15 protein-coding genes are annotated in these 14,458 nt (G+C 64.8%); 10 read left to right on the top strand and 5 right to left on the bottom strand.

Translation table 11 applies throughout. From position 1 onward, the window contains the following. Window positions 1-38: 38 nt before the first annotated feature. Entirely contained in the window at window positions 39-1,796 is a 1,758-nt protein-coding gene (locus R3355_RS05745; RefSeq protein WP_318960425.1) for a hybrid sensor histidine kinase/response regulator, read from the top strand. A 65-nt stretch (window positions 1,797-1,861) separates the two neighbouring features. On the opposite strand, the gene R3355_RS05740 is transcribed toward R3355_RS05745, so the two are convergent. The 3 genes from R3355_RS05740 to R3355_RS05730 form a co-directional block, all read right to left on the bottom strand. Next, complete coding sequence (locus R3355_RS05740; protein ID WP_318960424.1) at window positions 1,862-2,479, bottom strand: response regulator transcription factor; 618 nt, start codon at window positions 2,477-2,479, stop codon at window positions 1,862-1,864. A gap of 187 nt (window positions 2,480-2,666) precedes the next feature. Beyond that, window positions 2,667-3,146, bottom strand: coding sequence for a hypothetical protein (locus R3355_RS05735; protein ID WP_318960423.1), 480 nt, complete (start codon window positions 3,144-3,146; stop codon window positions 2,667-2,669). Between the two features lie 262 nt (window positions 3,147-3,408). Continuing rightward, window positions 3,409-4,263, bottom strand: a complete 855-nt coding sequence (locus tag R3355_RS05730; protein WP_318960422.1) for a sulfurtransferase — start codon at window positions 4,261-4,263, stop codon at window positions 3,409-3,411. Window positions 4,264-4,458: 195 nt separating this feature from the next. Here R3355_RS05730 and R3355_RS05725 point away from each other — a divergent pair, with 195 nt between their 5' ends. Both R3355_RS05725 and R3355_RS05720 read left to right on the top strand, forming a co-directional pair. Then, the gene (locus R3355_RS05725; RefSeq protein WP_318960421.1) at window positions 4,459-5,175 is read left to right on the top strand and encodes a divalent cation transporter; all 717 of its coding nucleotides are present in this window, start codon (window positions 4,459-4,461) and stop codon (window positions 5,173-5,175) included. 52 nt (window positions 5,176-5,227) lie between these two features. After that, window positions 5,228-5,908, top strand: coding sequence for a hypothetical protein (locus R3355_RS05720; RefSeq protein WP_318960420.1), 681 nt, complete (start codon window positions 5,228-5,230; stop codon window positions 5,906-5,908). A gap of 44 nt (window positions 5,909-5,952) precedes the next feature. On the opposite strand, the gene R3355_RS05715 is transcribed toward R3355_RS05720, so the two are convergent. Both R3355_RS05715 and R3355_RS05710 read right to left on the bottom strand, forming a co-directional pair. Beyond that, entirely contained in the window at window positions 5,953-7,014 is a 1,062-nt protein-coding gene (locus tag R3355_RS05715) for an SMP-30/gluconolactonase/LRE family protein (RefSeq protein ID WP_318960419.1), read from the bottom strand. Window positions 7,015-7,096: 82 nt separating this feature from the next. Continuing rightward, window positions 7,097-7,993, bottom strand: coding sequence for a LysR family transcriptional regulator (locus R3355_RS05710; RefSeq protein WP_318960418.1), 897 nt, complete (start codon window positions 7,991-7,993; stop codon window positions 7,097-7,099). A gap of 169 nt (window positions 7,994-8,162) precedes the next feature. Here R3355_RS05710 and R3355_RS05705 point away from each other — a divergent pair, with 169 nt between their 5' ends. The 7 genes from R3355_RS05705 (at window position 8,163) to R3355_RS05675 (ending at window position 14,403) form a co-directional block, all read left to right on the top strand. Then, a complete protein-coding gene (locus tag R3355_RS05705; RefSeq protein WP_318946728.1) occupies window positions 8,163-8,906 on the top strand; it encodes an SDR family oxidoreductase in 744 nt (247 codons plus the stop codon). 70 nt (window positions 8,907-8,976) lie between these two features. Further along, the gene (gene rnd, locus R3355_RS05700) at window positions 8,977-10,110 is read left to right on the top strand and encodes a ribonuclease D (RefSeq protein WP_318960417.1); all 1,134 of its coding nucleotides are present in this window, start codon (window positions 8,977-8,979) and stop codon (window positions 10,108-10,110) included. Beyond that, window positions 10,107-10,400 (top strand): YcgL domain-containing protein, encoded by a 294-nt coding sequence (locus R3355_RS05695; RefSeq protein ID WP_318946731.1) that lies wholly within the window; start codon window positions 10,107-10,109, stop codon window positions 10,398-10,400. The genes rnd and R3355_RS05695 overlap by 4 nt, the downstream gene beginning before the upstream one ends. A 5-nt stretch (window positions 10,401-10,405) precedes the next feature. Beyond that, window positions 10,406-11,338 (top strand): D-2-hydroxyacid dehydrogenase, encoded by a 933-nt coding sequence (locus R3355_RS05690; RefSeq protein WP_318960462.1) that lies wholly within the window; start codon window positions 10,406-10,408, stop codon window positions 11,336-11,338. Window positions 11,339-11,573: 235 nt separating this feature from the next. Then, a complete protein-coding gene (locus R3355_RS05685) occupies window positions 11,574-12,023 on the top strand; it encodes a YcgN family cysteine cluster protein (RefSeq protein ID WP_318960416.1) in 450 nt (149 codons plus the stop codon). A 213-nt stretch (window positions 12,024-12,236) separates the two neighbouring features. Beyond that, the gene (locus R3355_RS05680; RefSeq protein WP_318960415.1) at window positions 12,237-13,469 is read left to right on the top strand and encodes a hypothetical protein; all 1,233 of its coding nucleotides are present in this window, start codon (window positions 12,237-12,239) and stop codon (window positions 13,467-13,469) included. 49 nt (window positions 13,470-13,518) lie between these two features. Beyond that, on the top strand, window positions 13,519-14,403 hold the full coding sequence (locus tag R3355_RS05675; RefSeq protein WP_318960414.1) for a LysR substrate-binding domain-containing protein: 885 nt from the start codon (window positions 13,519-13,521) through the stop codon (window positions 14,401-14,403). The last annotated feature ends 55 nt before the right edge of the window (window positions 14,404-14,458 follow it).

The following is a 14,458-nucleotide window of genomic DNA, read 5'->3' as shown; positions in this document are numbered from 1 at the left end:
AGGTTGGTGCCGGCACTAGCGCAGGCCGGCGACGGCCAATGAACCTGGAGCAGGAAGAACGCCTGCTACTGGCGCAACAGCGCCGTGGCTACCGGCGTTTATGTTTTGTTCCTGAGCTGGAGCAGGGCTTTGTCGAGCACCGGGTACAGCGCATCGGCCGCCGCTTGCTGTTGATAGTGGGCACCGCGATTGTCTTCCAGCTGCTCTACACCGTCCTCGATCTGCTGCTGATGCCGCTGGCGGTGAGCCTGTCGGTAGTGCCCCTGCGGGTGCTGGGTATCCTGGGCGTGCTGGCGGGTTTCGTCTACTGCCGTCGCCCGCAGAGCCCGCCACGCCGGGCGTTGTTCGCCTATACCGGCGCCTATGCGCTGAACGGCGCCTGCGTGGCGGTGATCATTCACCTGTGCTGGGTTCAGGGCGAGGCCATGCCCTACGACGGGCTGTTTCTGATCCTGTTGTTCGGTTACGTGCTGCTCGGCGTCTCGTTTCGCTCCGTGAGCCTGGCGGCCTGGGGCTTTTGCCTGCTGTTCCTGGCGCTGGGATTGCTGCTGACCGAGCCGGGTAGCCAGTTGGCCTATCAGGGCTTGTTCCTGATCTGTGCCAACCTGATCGGCAGTGTCGGTGCCTACCTGCAGGAGCACGGGCAGCGCGGTGCCTGGCTCAACCTGCGCCTGCTCGATCTGGCGCGGCAGCGCGCCGAAGCCGATGACGCACGCAAGCTGCGCCTGCTCGCGGCGGCCAGCCATGACCTGCGCCAACCGCTGAATGCCATGGGGCTGTATGCCCAGCACCTGCTCGAGCAAAGCCAGGAACCGGACATTCGCCGGGTCAGCGGTCGTCTGGCAACCTCGGTGGAGCAACTCAGCCGCCTGCTGCAATCGTTGCTCGACTACACCCGTCTGACCTTGCCCGGCGGGGTGCAGGCCAAGCTTGAAGTGTTCGCCCTGCGTCCGCTGCTCGAACGCCTGAGCGGCGAAACCCGCCGCGAAGCCGAATTGCAGGGGGTCGAACTGGACCTGCAATGCGCGGACCTGTGGGTGCGCAGCGACCCGCTGCTGCTCGAGCGGGTGCTGCGCAACCTGCTCAACAACGCCCTGCGCCATGCCCAGGCACGGCGCGTGACGCTAAGCGCCCGGGAGGATGCGGGCAGCGTGCTGCTGCAAGTCGCCGACGACGGTCGTGGTCTCAGCGCGGCAGAGCAGGCGCAGGTCTTCGAGGAGTTCCGCCAACTGGACAACCCCGGGCGCAATGCCGAGCGCGGCCTGGGCCTCGGTCTGGCCATCGTCCAGCAGCTGGCCGCGCTGCTGGAGCATCCGCTGCAGCTGGATTCCAGCCCGGGCCGGGGCACCTGCTTCGCTTTGCGCCTGCCGCGCGCCGCCGTGGGCGAGTGGCAGCCAGCCAGGCCGGCCGGCGCCGCGTTGAGTGGCCGGGTCCTGTTGCTGGAGGACGATGAAGCCGGGCGCGAGGCGTTGTCCGGGCTGTTGCGTCGCTGGGGCTGCGAGGTCTGGGCCTGTGCCGACCTGCAGGCGGCCCTGGCATGCCTGGCAGAGGCCGCGCCGCAGCTGTTGATCAGCGATTATCGCCTGGCTGCCAGCGAAGACGGTCTGCGCGCCATCGAGCGCTTGCGCGAGGAGGCCGGGCGCATGCTCCCGGCCCTGCTGGTCAGTGCCGATATCAGCCCCGAGCTGCAGGAGCGCTGCATGCCCGCACACGTCACCCTGCTCGGCAAACCCCTGCTGCCGGCACGTTTGCGCCAGGCTGTGGCGGTGCTCTTGCCGGTTGTGGAAAAAGCCTAGAAGCAGAGCGAAGGCAGCGCGTGAGACGGTCGCAGTAGGCGGAGTTTTTTCACAAGCTCTCAGTTCTATAACCATCCACGCTGGCGCGCGGCGCTGACGCAGGCGGTGCGGGTGTGCACGTCGAGTTCCTGGAACAGGGTTTTCAGGTGGGTTTTTATCGTGTCTTCGGACACCCCCAGTTGCCTGCTGATGGCCTTGTTCGGCAAGCCGTCTGCCAGCAGCAGGAGAATCTGCAGTTGCCGGGGTGTGAGCTGTGGTTTTTCGCCGCCTGCCGGCGCCGGCAGGGTTTCCCCGAGCAGCACGCGGGTCACCGCCTGGCGCAGATCCTCGCTATTGGCGCTTTTCGGGATAAAACCCAGGGCACCTGCGGCCAGCGCCGTCTGAACATCCAGATTGGAGTCGCTGGCGCTGAGAATCGCCACCGGGGTCATGCGTCCTTGCTGCTGCCAGCGCTGCAGCAGTTCGAGGCCGGCTACGTCCGGCAGGCGCAAATCCAGCAGAATCAGGTCGAAATCGTGCCGGCTCAAACAGGCCTCGGCTTCGGCGGCGTTCTGCGCGGTCTGGATCTGCAGATTCGCGCAGAGCGGCGCCAGGGCCAGGCTGAGGCCGTCGAGAAAGATCCGGTGGTCATCCACCAGCAATAGGCGAAGTTGATCGGGCAAGGCAGTACAGAGTGCGGTCATGGCAGTTTCACGCGGTTTTTTGTGGTTATGGTCGCCACCCGAGTGTAACGCAAAGCGCTGGCTGGTTTAGGCGCTGGGTCACTAATGGGGGAGGGCAGGGGGGCTGGAATTGTAGGGGCCAGGGGGACGCCTAGTTCTTGCAGGCGATCCGGCGCTCTGGAATGCCTGCGCACAGCTGGCTGCCGGGTTAGGCGACCTGACTGAAGTTGCCGATGCAGCGTTGCCAGGCTTCGATGAAGTCGCGCGGGTGACCCTGTGGACGAAATACCCGGCACCATACCCGGGCCAGGGCGAACAGGTCGTCGGCAGCGGGCAATTCGCGCTGTTCCACCTCGATCAGCATCCAGGCAATGGCGGTGGCATAACGCAGGTTGACCGTCAGTTCCAGGTGCGGCGCCGCCAGAAAGGCGTGCTGACTGGCCAACCCGCGGATCTGGCTGGCCAGGTCCGGATCAAGTGCCAGGTGCTGGTCCCACAGCTGTTGATGGCGCAGTTCGGCGATGCGGTAGAGACCATGGCCACCCTGATCGTCCAGCGCCGAACCCAGCGCCGACTGGCAGGCGGCGGCGCCTAGGAGCAGGGCTTCGGCAGCAGGTGAGTGACGCCCCAGATAGATCAGAGTAGGGCGTATGACGTGCTGGATTAACTCGCAGGCTGCAATTCCCATATAGCCCTCGCGAAAAATGACCGGTGGGGCCGGGGCGCGTGGCAGCTTGTGGTCATTCTTGGAAAGGCCCCACCGGAAGCGGACTTAGCCGCTTGATTTGAAGTCTAGTGCGACCTTTCGTTTGTAAAAGACTGTTTTTAAATTGTTTTATGCTTTCGGTTATTACCTATATATCTCTTGGTACTTAGGGCGCTTTTGGCGGCGATCCGCTCGGAGCGTAGCGACAGCCCGCCAGTTTGTGCCGCGTCGTCTCGGATATCCCCTAGTCGCCCGTTGCCACGGGCCGTGCCGGGTCGGTAATCCACTCGCTCCAGGAGCCGGCATACAGCGGCGCCAGCGGGTAGCCGGCGAGGCACAGGGCGAACAGGTTGTGGCAGGCGGTGACGCCGGAGCCGCAGTAGGCCACCAGCTCGCTGGTCGGGCGCTCGCCGAGTTGCGCGGCGAAGCGCTGGCGCAGTTGGGCCGCCGGCAGGAAGCGCCCAGTGCTGTCCAGGTTGTCGGTGCAGGGCGCACACCGGGCGCCGGGGATATGCCCGGCAACCGGGTCGAGCGGCTCCACCTCGCCGCGAAAACGCGGCAGGGCGCGGGCGTCGAGCAGGGTCAGTTGCGGATGGGTGAGGCGTTGTTGCAACTGGTCGGCATCGACCAGCAGGCTGGCGTCGGCCTGGCCGTCGAAGTCGCCGGGTGCGGGGTTCGACAGCGCCGGGGTCAAGTCGAAACCGGCCTGACTCCAGGCCTGCAGGCCGCCGTCGAGCAGGTAGACGCCCTTCCGCTTGCCCAGCCAGGCGAGCAACCACCAGGCGCGGGCGGCGAAGGTGCCGGGGCCGTCGTCGTACAGCACCACCGTGCTGCTGTCGTTCAGGCCCCATGCGCGCAGGCGCGCCAGCAATTGGACTGGCTCCGGCAAGGGGTGGCGGCCGCTGATACCCTTATGGATCGGCCCGGACAGGTCACGTTCGAGATCGGCGAACTGGGCCCCGGCGATATGCCCGGCGCTGTAACTGCGCTGACCGTAGGCCGGATCATCCAGGGCGAAGCGGCAGTCGAGGATGAGCAGATCGGGTTGGCCCAGGCGGGCCTGGAGTTGGTCGGCGTTGAGCAGTTGGGCGAGGGGCATGGCGGGCGTCCTGGGCAAGAGCGGATTGGAGGCATGATAAACCGCAGCATGGGCTATGCCGTATCTGTCTGTTGATCCGGCAAGTCGGGAATATTGTCATTGGCCGATTTTGTCCAGCGTTGATGCACCAGATGGCTGGCGGTTTGGGCTAAAGTCGGCCGCCCTATTGTATGTTTCCCATTGAACGAGGTGTCTGTGCCCCCGCTGATCATGGTTGCGGCTTTTACCCTGCTGGCCGGCATTGCCATGCCGCTGGGGGCGGCGCTGGCCAGTGTCGAGCGAATTCGACCGCGCTGGCTGGAGACCGAGTTCAGGCACGGCGTAGTCGCTTTCGGCGGTGGCGCGCTGCTGGCCGCGGTGGCGTTGGTGCTGGTGCCGCAAGCCATTGTCGAAATGCAGCCGTTGCCGGCTGCGCTGTGGTTCTTCGCCGGCGGTGGTGCGTTTATGGCGCTGGATATTCTGCTGTACCGAATGAGTGCCTCGGGCAGTCAGTTGGCCGCCATGTTGACGGACTTTATTCCGGAGTCGCTGGCGTTGGGTGCCACTTTTGCCCTCGGTGGTCGGGGTGCATTCCTGCTGGCCGGCTTGATGGCGCTGCAGAACTTGCCGGAAGGCTTTAACGCCTATCGGGAGTTACGTGGTTCGACGGACTACAGCCGCGCCAAAATAGTATTCATGTTCAGCGTCATGGCGCTGCTTGGGCCGCTGGCAGGCGTATCGGGCTATTTGTGGTTGGCGAATTCGCCTCAGTGGGTGGCGGCAATCATGCTGTTCGCCGCAGGCGGCATCCTCTACTCGGTGTTTCAGGATATCGCGCCCCAGGCCCAGTTGAAGAAGCATTGGGCACCGGCGCTGGGTGCCTTGCTGGGGTTTATGCTGGGGATGGTCGGGCACATGCTTACGGTGCTGTGAGGGCTGCTGTATGGTTCAGCCCCTTTCGAACTCAACGGGTCATGAGACTGCCATGAAGCGCTTTGTATTGCTGGATACCGCCCCGATTCCCGATGGCTCCGGGGCGCTCTGCCTGTTCGAGTACGGCGAGGACTTCGTGATCAAGATTGCCGGTGGCGATGGCGGTCAGCTGATGAACACGCGCATGCACGGTTCAGAAGATGCCCTGGCGGCGATTCCCTGCAAAAAAGTCGCCGGCCGTCCGGATTCGCGGGTATTGATCGGTGGTCTGGGCATGGGCTTCACCCTGGCGGCGGCCCTGCAGAACCTGGGCAAGACCGCCGAAGTGGAAGTCGCCGAGCTGGTGCCGGGCGTGGTCGAGTGGAACCGTGGCCCGCTGGGGGCCAAGGCCGGTTACCCGCTGCTCGATCCGCGCACGCGGGTGTTGCAGGCGGATGTGGCCAACAGCCTGAAGACGGCGGACAAGCGTTACGACGCGATCATGCTGGATGTCGACAACGGCCCCGAGGGCCTGACCCAGAAACGCAACAGCTGGCTGTATTCCGCGCAAGGCTTGCTGCGTTGTCACCAGGCGTTGCGCGCCAAGGGCGTACTGGCCGTATGGTCGGCCAGCGCCGACAGCAAGTTCGCCGACAAGGTGCGCAAGGCCGGCTTCAAGGTCGAAGAGGTGCAGGTCTACGCCCATGGCAACAAGGGCATGCGCCACACCATCTGGATCGCCGAGAAGCTGTAGGCGGGTGCGGGCTACGAAGTCGATACCGCGTAGCGTTGGCGCGCTCAGCGAATCTTCAGCCGGCCGATGCGGTCGTTATCCAGGCTGCCGAAGTACAGGTAATCGCCCACCGGCTTGACCGAGGTGACCATGCGCAGGTGGGTGCCGCTGGTGTCGTGCAGGCTGCGCACGATCTCGCCCTGTTCGTTGAGGGCGATGGCGAAGCCGTAGGGAATCGCCTTGGGCCAGAGTGCGCGCGGCAGTTTGGCCAACTGCGCCTTGAGCCAGGGGTGGCGATGGAGGAAGTCCGCATCGGCCTTGCGTGGTGTCGGCAGGGCGACCCAGAAGGTGCCGGCGCGGTCGCCTTGCAGGTTGTCCGGCAGGCCCGGCAGGTTGTCGATGAACACGTCCTGGGTGCCGGCTTTCTCGCCCTTGAGCCAGTAGCGGCTGATGCGGTAGCGGTAGGTTTCGTTGACCAGCACGAAGTCCTCATTGGCCGACAGCGCCACGCCGTTGGCGAAATACAGGTCCTTGAGCAGCACGCGGGTCTCGCCGCTATTCGGGTTGTAGCTGAGCAGGCGGCCGTGGGGGCGGGCTTCGAGCAGATCGAGCAAGTAATCCGGTTGCGCGAAACGCGAGGAGGCGTCGCTGAAATAGATGGTGCCGTCGCTGGCGATGTCCAGGTCGTCGGTGAACTTGAAGGGCAGGCCTTCGGCTTCGCTGGTCAGTACCTGGATCTGCCCTTGCGGGTCGATGGACAGCAGGCCCTTGTAGGCGTCGGCGACGATCAGGTTACCGGCGGCGTCGAAGTCCATGCCCAGCGGCCGGCCCCGGGTGTCGGCGAAGGGCGTGACACTGCCGTCGGCCTCGAGGCGCACGATGCGGCCGTCATGCTGGCCGCTGTAGACCCGGCCCTGGGTGTCCACTGCGGTGTCTTCCGGGCCGTGCAGCTGGCCGCGGCCGAGCAGTTCGGCCTTCATCAGGGTGTCGTTGGGTTCCAGTACGCCGGTCATAGCCGGGGCGGGCGGCGCCTGCCAGGCCAGCGGGTCGATGGGACTGGGGGTGATGGCCAGGTAGATCGCCACGGCGGCGATCAGCAGGACGAGTAGGCCAAGCAGTTTCTTCATTGCGCGTATTCCTTGTGCTGAAGCGTGCGAGCGGTCGCCAGATTACACAGTAAGCAGGCCGCAAGGCGAGATTGGCCGGCGCTCAGGGTGTGCTGGGCACCAGGGTCGGGTCAGCCAGACATTCGCTCAGGCGGTCGTAGACCAGGCGCACACGCGGCGCTACCGGGCCGCGCTGCGGGCGGTAGATGAACAGCTCCCAGGGCGGTGGCCGGTGTTCGTCGAGCAGGCTGAGCAACGTGCCGTTGTGCAGCGCCGGCAGTACCAGATAGCTGGGCAGTTGGCCGATCGCCAGACCGCCCAGTACGGCGTCCAGTTCGACCTCCTGATCGTCGGTGGTGAAACTCGGTTTGGCCGGCTGCAGATGACGGTCACCCGCGAAATACCAGGGCCAGGGGCGGCCGCTGCCGCGGTCAACCAGGGTGCTGGTAGGCAGTGCGTGCAGGGCTTCCAGACTGTCCGGCGTACCGCTCCTGGCCAGCAGTTCAGGGGTGGCAACGACGAACAGGGGGATATGCGCCACGGCGCGGGCAATGTAGCGGCGATCGCGGATGAAGCCGATGCGCACGCCGATGTCTACTTGTGCATCCACGGCATCGGTTATCGCGTCCGACAGGCGCAGGTCGAAGTCGATCTGCGGGTATTCGCTCATCAGTTCGCCGAGCACCGGCATGACGAACCGTCGACCCACGGCCTGGGGCGCGGTGATGCGCACTCGCCCGGCCAGGTCGCTGACTGGTTGCTGAACGTTGTTCTGGAACAGCTCATCGAAACTGTTCAGGGTTTGCTGCGCCTGGCCAGCCAGTTGGGCGCCGAACGCGGTGATCTGCACCTGGCGGGTGCTGCGGTGAAACAGCAGTTCGCCGAACAGTTGCTCCAGTTCCTTGATCGCCCGCGTCACGCTTTGCGGAGAAACCCCGAGGCGGCTGGCGGCCTCGCGGAAGTTGTTGGTGTGCGCGGCGACCGTGAAGATCCGCAGCATTTCCATTCGATTGAGCACGCTATGGGCCTTGCTGGAGGGGTGGGAGGCTGTCGGTTTATTTGTTCCAGTATATGGAATTCCTAAATCCAGACTATTCCATTAATCGGATGGAAAGGGCCCGGCATACTCTGGCCGTATTAGTCCTTGTGCAACCAGAGAGGAAATTCCCATGAGCAACAATATCGCCGGCAAAGTTATCGTGATTACCGGAGCCAGCAGCGGCCTCGGCGAAACCACCGCACGCCACCTGGCTGCCCTGGGTGCTTCGCTGGTACTGGGGGCACGGCGCCAGGAAAACCTCGACCGGATTGTCAGCGAGATCACCGCAGCAGGCGGCAAGGCCGTGGCCTTTGCCACCGATGTCACAGTGGCAAGTGACGTCAATGCGCTGGTTCAGGGGGCGCTGGACACCTTTGGCCGCATCGATGTGCTGGTCAACAACGCCGGGCTCATGGCCATTGCGCCCATGGCCCAGGGGCGCACCGACGAGTGGGATCGGATGATCGACATCAACATCAAGGGCGTGCTCTACGGCATCGCCGCCGCCTTGCCGCACATGCAGAAGCAGGAGAGCGGGCACATCATCAATATCGCCTCGGTAGCGGGGATCAAGGTATTCGCCCCGGGCGGTACGGTATACAGCGGCACCAAATACGCGGTGCGCGCCATCACCGAAGGCCTGCGCATGGAAGTGGGGGCGAAGATCCGCACCACCATCATTTCCCCCGGTGCGGTGGATTCGGAACTCAAGCACGGTAGCTCCGACGAAGCCTCGAGCCAGGCAGTCAAGGATTTCTATCAGCAGGCCATCCCGTCCGACTCGGTGGCCCGCGCCATTGCCTATGCCATCGAGCAGCCAGCCGAGGTGGAAATCAATGAAGTGGTGCTGCGCCCGACCGTTCAGGACTTCTGATTCCGGACGCAATACCCGGCAATGGGTCGGGGCGATATATACTGCGCGGCATTCTTGATGGGAGCGCCGCGTGGCTATTGATATTCACTGGATTCGTGACAACGCCAGTCTGGCGCAGCACTGCGCCAGCTGGCGCAACCTGCCATTCGTGGCGGTAGACACCGAATTTATGCGGGTCGACACCTTTTATCCGATTGCCGGCCTGCTGCAGGTCAGCGAAGGCGAGCGTGCCTACCTGATCGATCCGCTGCTGATCGACGACTGGGCGCCGTTCGCCGAGTTGCTGCAGGACCCGGCCGTGGTCAAGGTGTTGCATGCCTGCAGCGAGGACCTGGAAGTCTTCCTGCGTCTGACCGGCAGCCTGCCCGTGGCCCTGTTCGACACCCAGCTGGCCGCCGCCTACCTCAATCTCGGTTTCTCCATGGGCTATTCGCGCCTGGTCCAGGCGGTGCTGAACATCGAACTGCCCAAGGGCGAAACCCGCTCGGATTGGTTGCAACGCCCGCTCACCGAGACCCAGGTCAGCTACGCCGCCGAGGACGTGCTGCACCTGGCGGAGGTCTATAACCTGCTGCAGCAACAGCTGTCGGCCGAGAAAAACGCCTGGGTGCTGGAAGACGGCGCCGAGCTGGTGGCCAACCTGGGCCGTGAAATCGCTCCGGAAGATGCCTACCGCGAGGCCAAGCTGGCCTGGAAGCTGTCCCGCGCGCAACTGGCGGTGCTGCGCGAACTCTGCGCCTGGCGCGAGCGCGAGGCCAGAGCGCGCAACCAGCCGCGCAACCGCATCATCCGCGAGCATTCGCTGTGGCCGTTGGCCCGTACCCAGCCGAACAACCTGGTGGCGCTGGCGCGGATCGAGGACATGCACCCGAAAACAGTGCGTCAGGACGGCGAGTTCCTCCTCCAGCTGATCAAGGACGCAGCCGCCACGCCGCCGGAAGACTGGCCCGAGGCGCTGCCCGAACCCTTGCCGCTGGAAGCCTCGACGCTGCTGAAGAAACTGCGCGCCATCGGCCAGCGCGAAGGCGAACGGCTGAACATCGCCCCGGAGCTGATGCTACGCAAGAAAACCCTCGAAGCCCTGCTGAAGACCGGCTACCCCAATGGCCCCTACCAGTTGCCGGACTCGCTGCGTGGCTGGCGCCGTGAATTGATGGGCCAGGTCCTGCTCGATTGCCTGGCCGGCGAAGGAGAATCCGCGTGAAACGCATCTGTTCGATCTACAAAAGCCCGCGCAAGAACGAGATGTACCTCTACGTGCTGAAAAGCGATGCCCTGGAGCGCGTACCGGAAAGCCTGCTGGCGGCGTTCGGCCCACCGACCCTGGCCTTCAGCATGGTGCTCACCCCGGAGCGCACGCTGGCTCGCGAGGATATTCACGCGGTTCTGGATAACCTCGAGAAGCAGGGCTACCACCTGCAGATGCCGCCGCCGGAAGATGAATACATCGAGCACCTGCCGGACGAACTGTTGCGGCGCAACGATCCGATATGACTGTCATGCGCGTCCTGATCGGCGAAACCGAACATCTCCGCTATGCCGAGCTGCTGCGCCAGGCGGTGCCCGAGCTCGAGCTGCACGGCAGCGCCGACCCGCTCGAACTGGCGCACTGGGCGGGTAGCTGCCCGCTCTGGCTCGGTCAGCCGGATCTGCTCGCGACCCTGCTGGCTCAGGGGCACAAGCCGCAGTGGCTGCAATCGACCTGGGCCGGCATCACGCCACTGCTGGCCGCCGATCTGCCGCGCGATTACCAGCTGAGCCGCGCGGTCGGTATCTTCGGCCAGGTGATGGCCGAGTACGTGCTGTGTCACCTGCTGGCCCACGAGCGCCAGCTGTTCGCCCGCCTGGCCGCCCAGGTCGAACAGCGCTGGGACAGCCGCCTGCCGCAGAGCCTGGCCGGGCGCCGGGCGCTGATCGTCGGCTGCGGCGACATCGGCCTGAGCGTGGCACGCTTTCTCGCCCCCTTCGGCATCGAGCTGTACGGCGTGGCCAGTCGCGCGCGCGCGTTGGCGCCTTTTGTCGAAGTGGCCGGGGTCGATCAGCTGCCGCGCCTGGCCAGCCAGGCCGACTACCTGATCAACCTGTTGCCGGACACCCCGGCCACCCGCGACATCTACGACGCCGTGCTGTTCTCCCGGCTCAAGCCCGGCGCGCTGCTGATCAACGCCGGGCGTGGCGTGGCGGTGGTCGATGCCGATCTGGTCGCGGCGCTGCAGCACGGCCAATTGGCCGGCGCGGTGATCGACGTCTGCCGCCAGGAGCCGCTACCCGCCGGGCATCCGTTCTGGAGCGCGCCGCGCCTGTTGCTCACCGGGCACAGCTCCGCACCGACCGAGCCGCGGCTGATGGCCCAGTTGTTCGTCGACAATCTGCGCCGTTACCAGGCCGGCAGCGAGTTGCGCGGCGCAGTGGATTTTGCCCGCGGCTATTGAGTCGCAGCCTTGCAGTCTTCCCCGGATTGCATCCCCGGGCCATGCAACCATCTCGATGATGCCGGCGGGTAGGGTGCGTCTTGCGCACCAGCGATTGATTGAAGGCACCTGGTGCGCACGGCGCACCCTACGCTGGCGTGTTGCTGCATTGCCTGCCATTCGGCCCGGCGGCCTTGGACTTGGGCAGGCGGCGCGCTAGACTGCCGACCTTTTCGCCAGTCACCGTACCCTCGCCATGGCCGCCAAAGTCGAACCCTTCTGGAAACGCAAAACCCTCGAGCAACTCGACCAGGACGAGTGGGAGTCGCTGTGCGACGGCTGCGGCCTGTGCTGCCTGCAAAAACTCGAGGATGACGATGACGGCAGCGTTTATTACACGCGCATCGCCTGCAAGCTGCTCGACCTGAAGAGCTGTCGTTGCACGGACTACAGCAACCGCCGGCAATTCGTGGCCGATTGTATCCAGCTCACCCCGGCCCAGGCCGACCAGTTCCAGTGGCTACCGCCGACCTGTGCCTATCGCCTGGTCAGCGAGGGCAAGGATCTGCTGTTGTGGCATCACCTGGTCTGCGGCGATCCGGATCAGGTGCATCAGCAGCGCATTTCCCAGTCGGGGCGTATGCTCAGCGAAAACAGCGTGGCCGAAGAGGATTGGGAAGAGCACCTTATTTTCCGCGCCGGCTGAGGCCGGGCGCGGTGTAAATAGGCTATGTCTGCACTAGTGGTTGAGATGCACTTCTTGACAGCAAATCTGCGCGCCCGGCCCATGAAATTGCTCTTCAACCAATAACGGCTACATCGCCTTTAAATAGCTATAACGATCAGCTGGTATTGAATTGCATGACCTCTATACGGTCTATGCAAGGCCCCACCCCGTCCCGCCAAGGAACTGCCCCTCATGTCGATTCGCCGCAGCTTGTTGCCCGCCCTGTTGTTGAGTCTGTGCGCCACGCCCCTCTGGGCGGCGCAGAAGGTCGACCTGGATTACCACGTGCGCTTTCTGCCGGAGAGCGATCAGGCCGAAGTCAGCCTGACCCTGGAGGATGGCGAGCGAGTCCGCAGCCTGGCGTTCAATCTGGGCGACAAGGGCTATTACAGCGACTTCAGCGGCGACGGCGAGTGGACCCAGGAAAGCCCCGAGCGCGGCGTCTGGGAGCCGGGCAAAGGCGTGGCGAAGCTGACCTACCGCGTGCGGATCAATCGGCCGCGTGCGAAGGACGGTTTCGACGCCCGCATGACCGAGGACTGGGCCTTGCTGCGCGGCGACGACCTGGTACCCAGCGCCAAACTGCGTCAACAGGGCAAGACCGAGCTGGTCGCGCGCCTGCAGTTCGAACTGCCCAAGGGCTGGCGCGGCGTCGAAACCGGCTGGCCGCGGATCGGCAAGGACAAGTTTCGCATCGACAACTCGCAGCGCAAGTTCGATCGCCCGACCGGCTGGATCGTCGCCGGCAAGATAGGCACCCGCCGGGCCAAACTCGGCGAGACCGACGTGACCGTCGCCGCGCCGATCGGCGAGGGCATGCGCCGCATGGACATCCTCACCCTGTTGACCTTCGTCTGGCCGGAAGCCCAGGCGGTGTTCCCGCGTGACCCGGCCAAGCTGCTGATCGTTGGTGCCGGCGATCCGATGTGGCGCGGTGGCCTGTCGGCGCCCAATTCCTATTACATGCACGCCGATCGCCCACTGGTCAGTGAAAACGGTACCAGCTCACTGGTGCATGAACTGGTGCACGTGTTCGGCCGCATTCAGGCGCGCGATCGCAGCGACTGGATCGCCGAAGGGCTGGCCGAGTACTACGCCATCGAACTGGTGCGCCGCGCGGGAGGCCTGAGCGAAGAGCGCTACCAGAAGGTTCGCGAGCAGCAAGTTGAGTGGAGTAAATCGGTGAAGAGCCTGCGCAGCGCCAATGCCAGCGGTGCGGTGACCGCCCGCGCGGTCCTGCTGTTGCAGGAGCTGGATCGGGAAATCCGCCAGAAGACCAAGGGCAGTACCGAGCCGCGTTCGCTGGACGATGTCACCCGTGGCCTGATGCGCCTGGACAAGGTCAGTACCAAGGACTTTATCGAGATCAGCGAGAACGTGATGGGCGGCGCTTCCAAGGTGCTCGACAGCAAGCTGTTGCGTTAAACCCGCCCCTCGGTAAGCATGCGCGCAGTTGCCCGAATCAGGAGCCCGCATGCGCCGTCTGCCATCCCTTACCGCGCTGCGCACTTTCGAGTGCGCGGCGCGCCATGCCCATTTCGGCCGCGCAGCCAGTGAGCTGTGCGTCACCGACAGCGCCGTCAGCCACCAGATTCGCCAGCTGGAAGAACAGCTGGGCACGCCCTTGTTCGTCCGCGAAGGTCGCCAGATCAGCCCCACGCCGGCGGCGCAGCGTCTGTTGCAGCGTGTGCAACAGGCCTTCGAGCTGATCCTGGATGCCTGCGACGAGTTGCGCGACCCCGGCTCCCAGGCTGTGGTGCGGGTCGCGGTCACCGCCGAACTGGCGCAGAAATGGCTGGTCAGCCGCCTGGCCGACTTCAGCGCGCGCCACCCGCAGATCACCCTGCACCTGCACGAGCAACCGCTGGAAGCCTGCATACCGGGGCCGGAGATCGATCTGGCGATTACCTATGGCACCGGCCCCGAGGATGCCAGCGCCTATTTCGTACGGCCGCTGCCGACCCTGCAGTTTTTTCCGGTATGCAGCCCGAGGCTGTTCAATCAGGGCACGCTCAAGCATCCCCGGGATCTGGCCCGCCACTGCCTGCTGCACGACGATCAGGACGGCAAGACCTGGACCGCCTGGTTGACCAGCCATGCCGGCGATATCCAGCCGACGCGCCACCTCTATCTGGGCCATGCCGGGCTGACCCTGGAGGCAGCCGCGCAAGGCCAGGGGGTGGCCATGGGCGATAACCTGACTGCCGCCGAGGACCTCGCCGCCGGCCGCCTGGTACGCCCCTTCAGCGCCAGCGTGGCGTCCCTCGGCCAGTACGCCCTGGTTTGCGAGCGGCTGCGTCTGGACAAGCCCGCGGTGGTGAACTTCTTAGATTGGTTGAGTGATCACTTGGCTGATTGATGAATTTAATTCATTGATTCCGTAAAAATCGTCGTTGGCAGCCCGCCGGAAACGC

The organism is Pseudomonas sp., from assembly GCF_033723075.1.
Lineage (GTDB): Bacteria > Pseudomonadota > Gammaproteobacteria > Pseudomonadales > Pseudomonadaceae > Aquipseudomonas.
This window is presented reverse-complemented; position numbering and strand designations above follow the sequence as displayed.

Coding starts and splice junctions, on each gene's coding strand:
- R3355_RS05730 (WP_318960422.1), bottom strand. CDS start 4,263: ATGCCCCTCGCCCAACTGCTCAACGCCGACCAACTCCAGGCCCGCCTG.
- R3355_RS05720 (WP_318960420.1), top strand. CDS start 5,228: ATGAAGCGCTTTGTATTGCTGGATACCGCCCCGATTCCCGATGGCTCC.
- R3355_RS05675 (WP_318960414.1), top strand. CDS start 13,519: ATGCGCCGTCTGCCATCCCTTACCGCGCTGCGCACTTTCGAGTGCGCG.
- R3355_RS05740 (WP_318960424.1), bottom strand. CDS start 2,479: ATGACCGCACTCTGTACTGCCTTGCCCGATCAACTTCGCCTATTGCTG.
- R3355_RS05710 (WP_318960418.1), bottom strand. CDS start 7,993: ATGCTGCGGATCTTCACGGTCGCCGCGCACACCAACAACTTCCGCGAG.
- R3355_RS05680 (WP_318960415.1), top strand. CDS start 12,237: ATGTCGATTCGCCGCAGCTTGTTGCCCGCCCTGTTGTTGAGTCTGTGC.
- R3355_RS05690 (WP_318960462.1), top strand. CDS start 10,406: ATGCGCGTCCTGATCGGCGAAACCGAACATCTCCGCTATGCCGAGCTG.
- R3355_RS05735 (WP_318960423.1), bottom strand. CDS start 3,146: ATGGGAATTGCAGCCTGCGAGTTAATCCAGCACGTCATACGCCCTACT.
- R3355_RS05685 (WP_318960416.1), top strand. CDS start 11,574: ATGGCCGCCAAAGTCGAACCCTTCTGGAAACGCAAAACCCTCGAGCAA.
- R3355_RS05745 (WP_318960425.1), top strand. CDS start 39: ATGAACCTGGAGCAGGAAGAACGCCTGCTACTGGCGCAACAGCGCCGT.
- R3355_RS05715 (WP_318960419.1), bottom strand. CDS start 7,014: ATGAAGAAACTGCTTGGCCTACTCGTCCTGCTGATCGCCGCCGTGGCG.
- R3355_RS05705 (WP_318946728.1), top strand. CDS start 8,163: ATGAGCAACAATATCGCCGGCAAAGTTATCGTGATTACCGGAGCCAGC.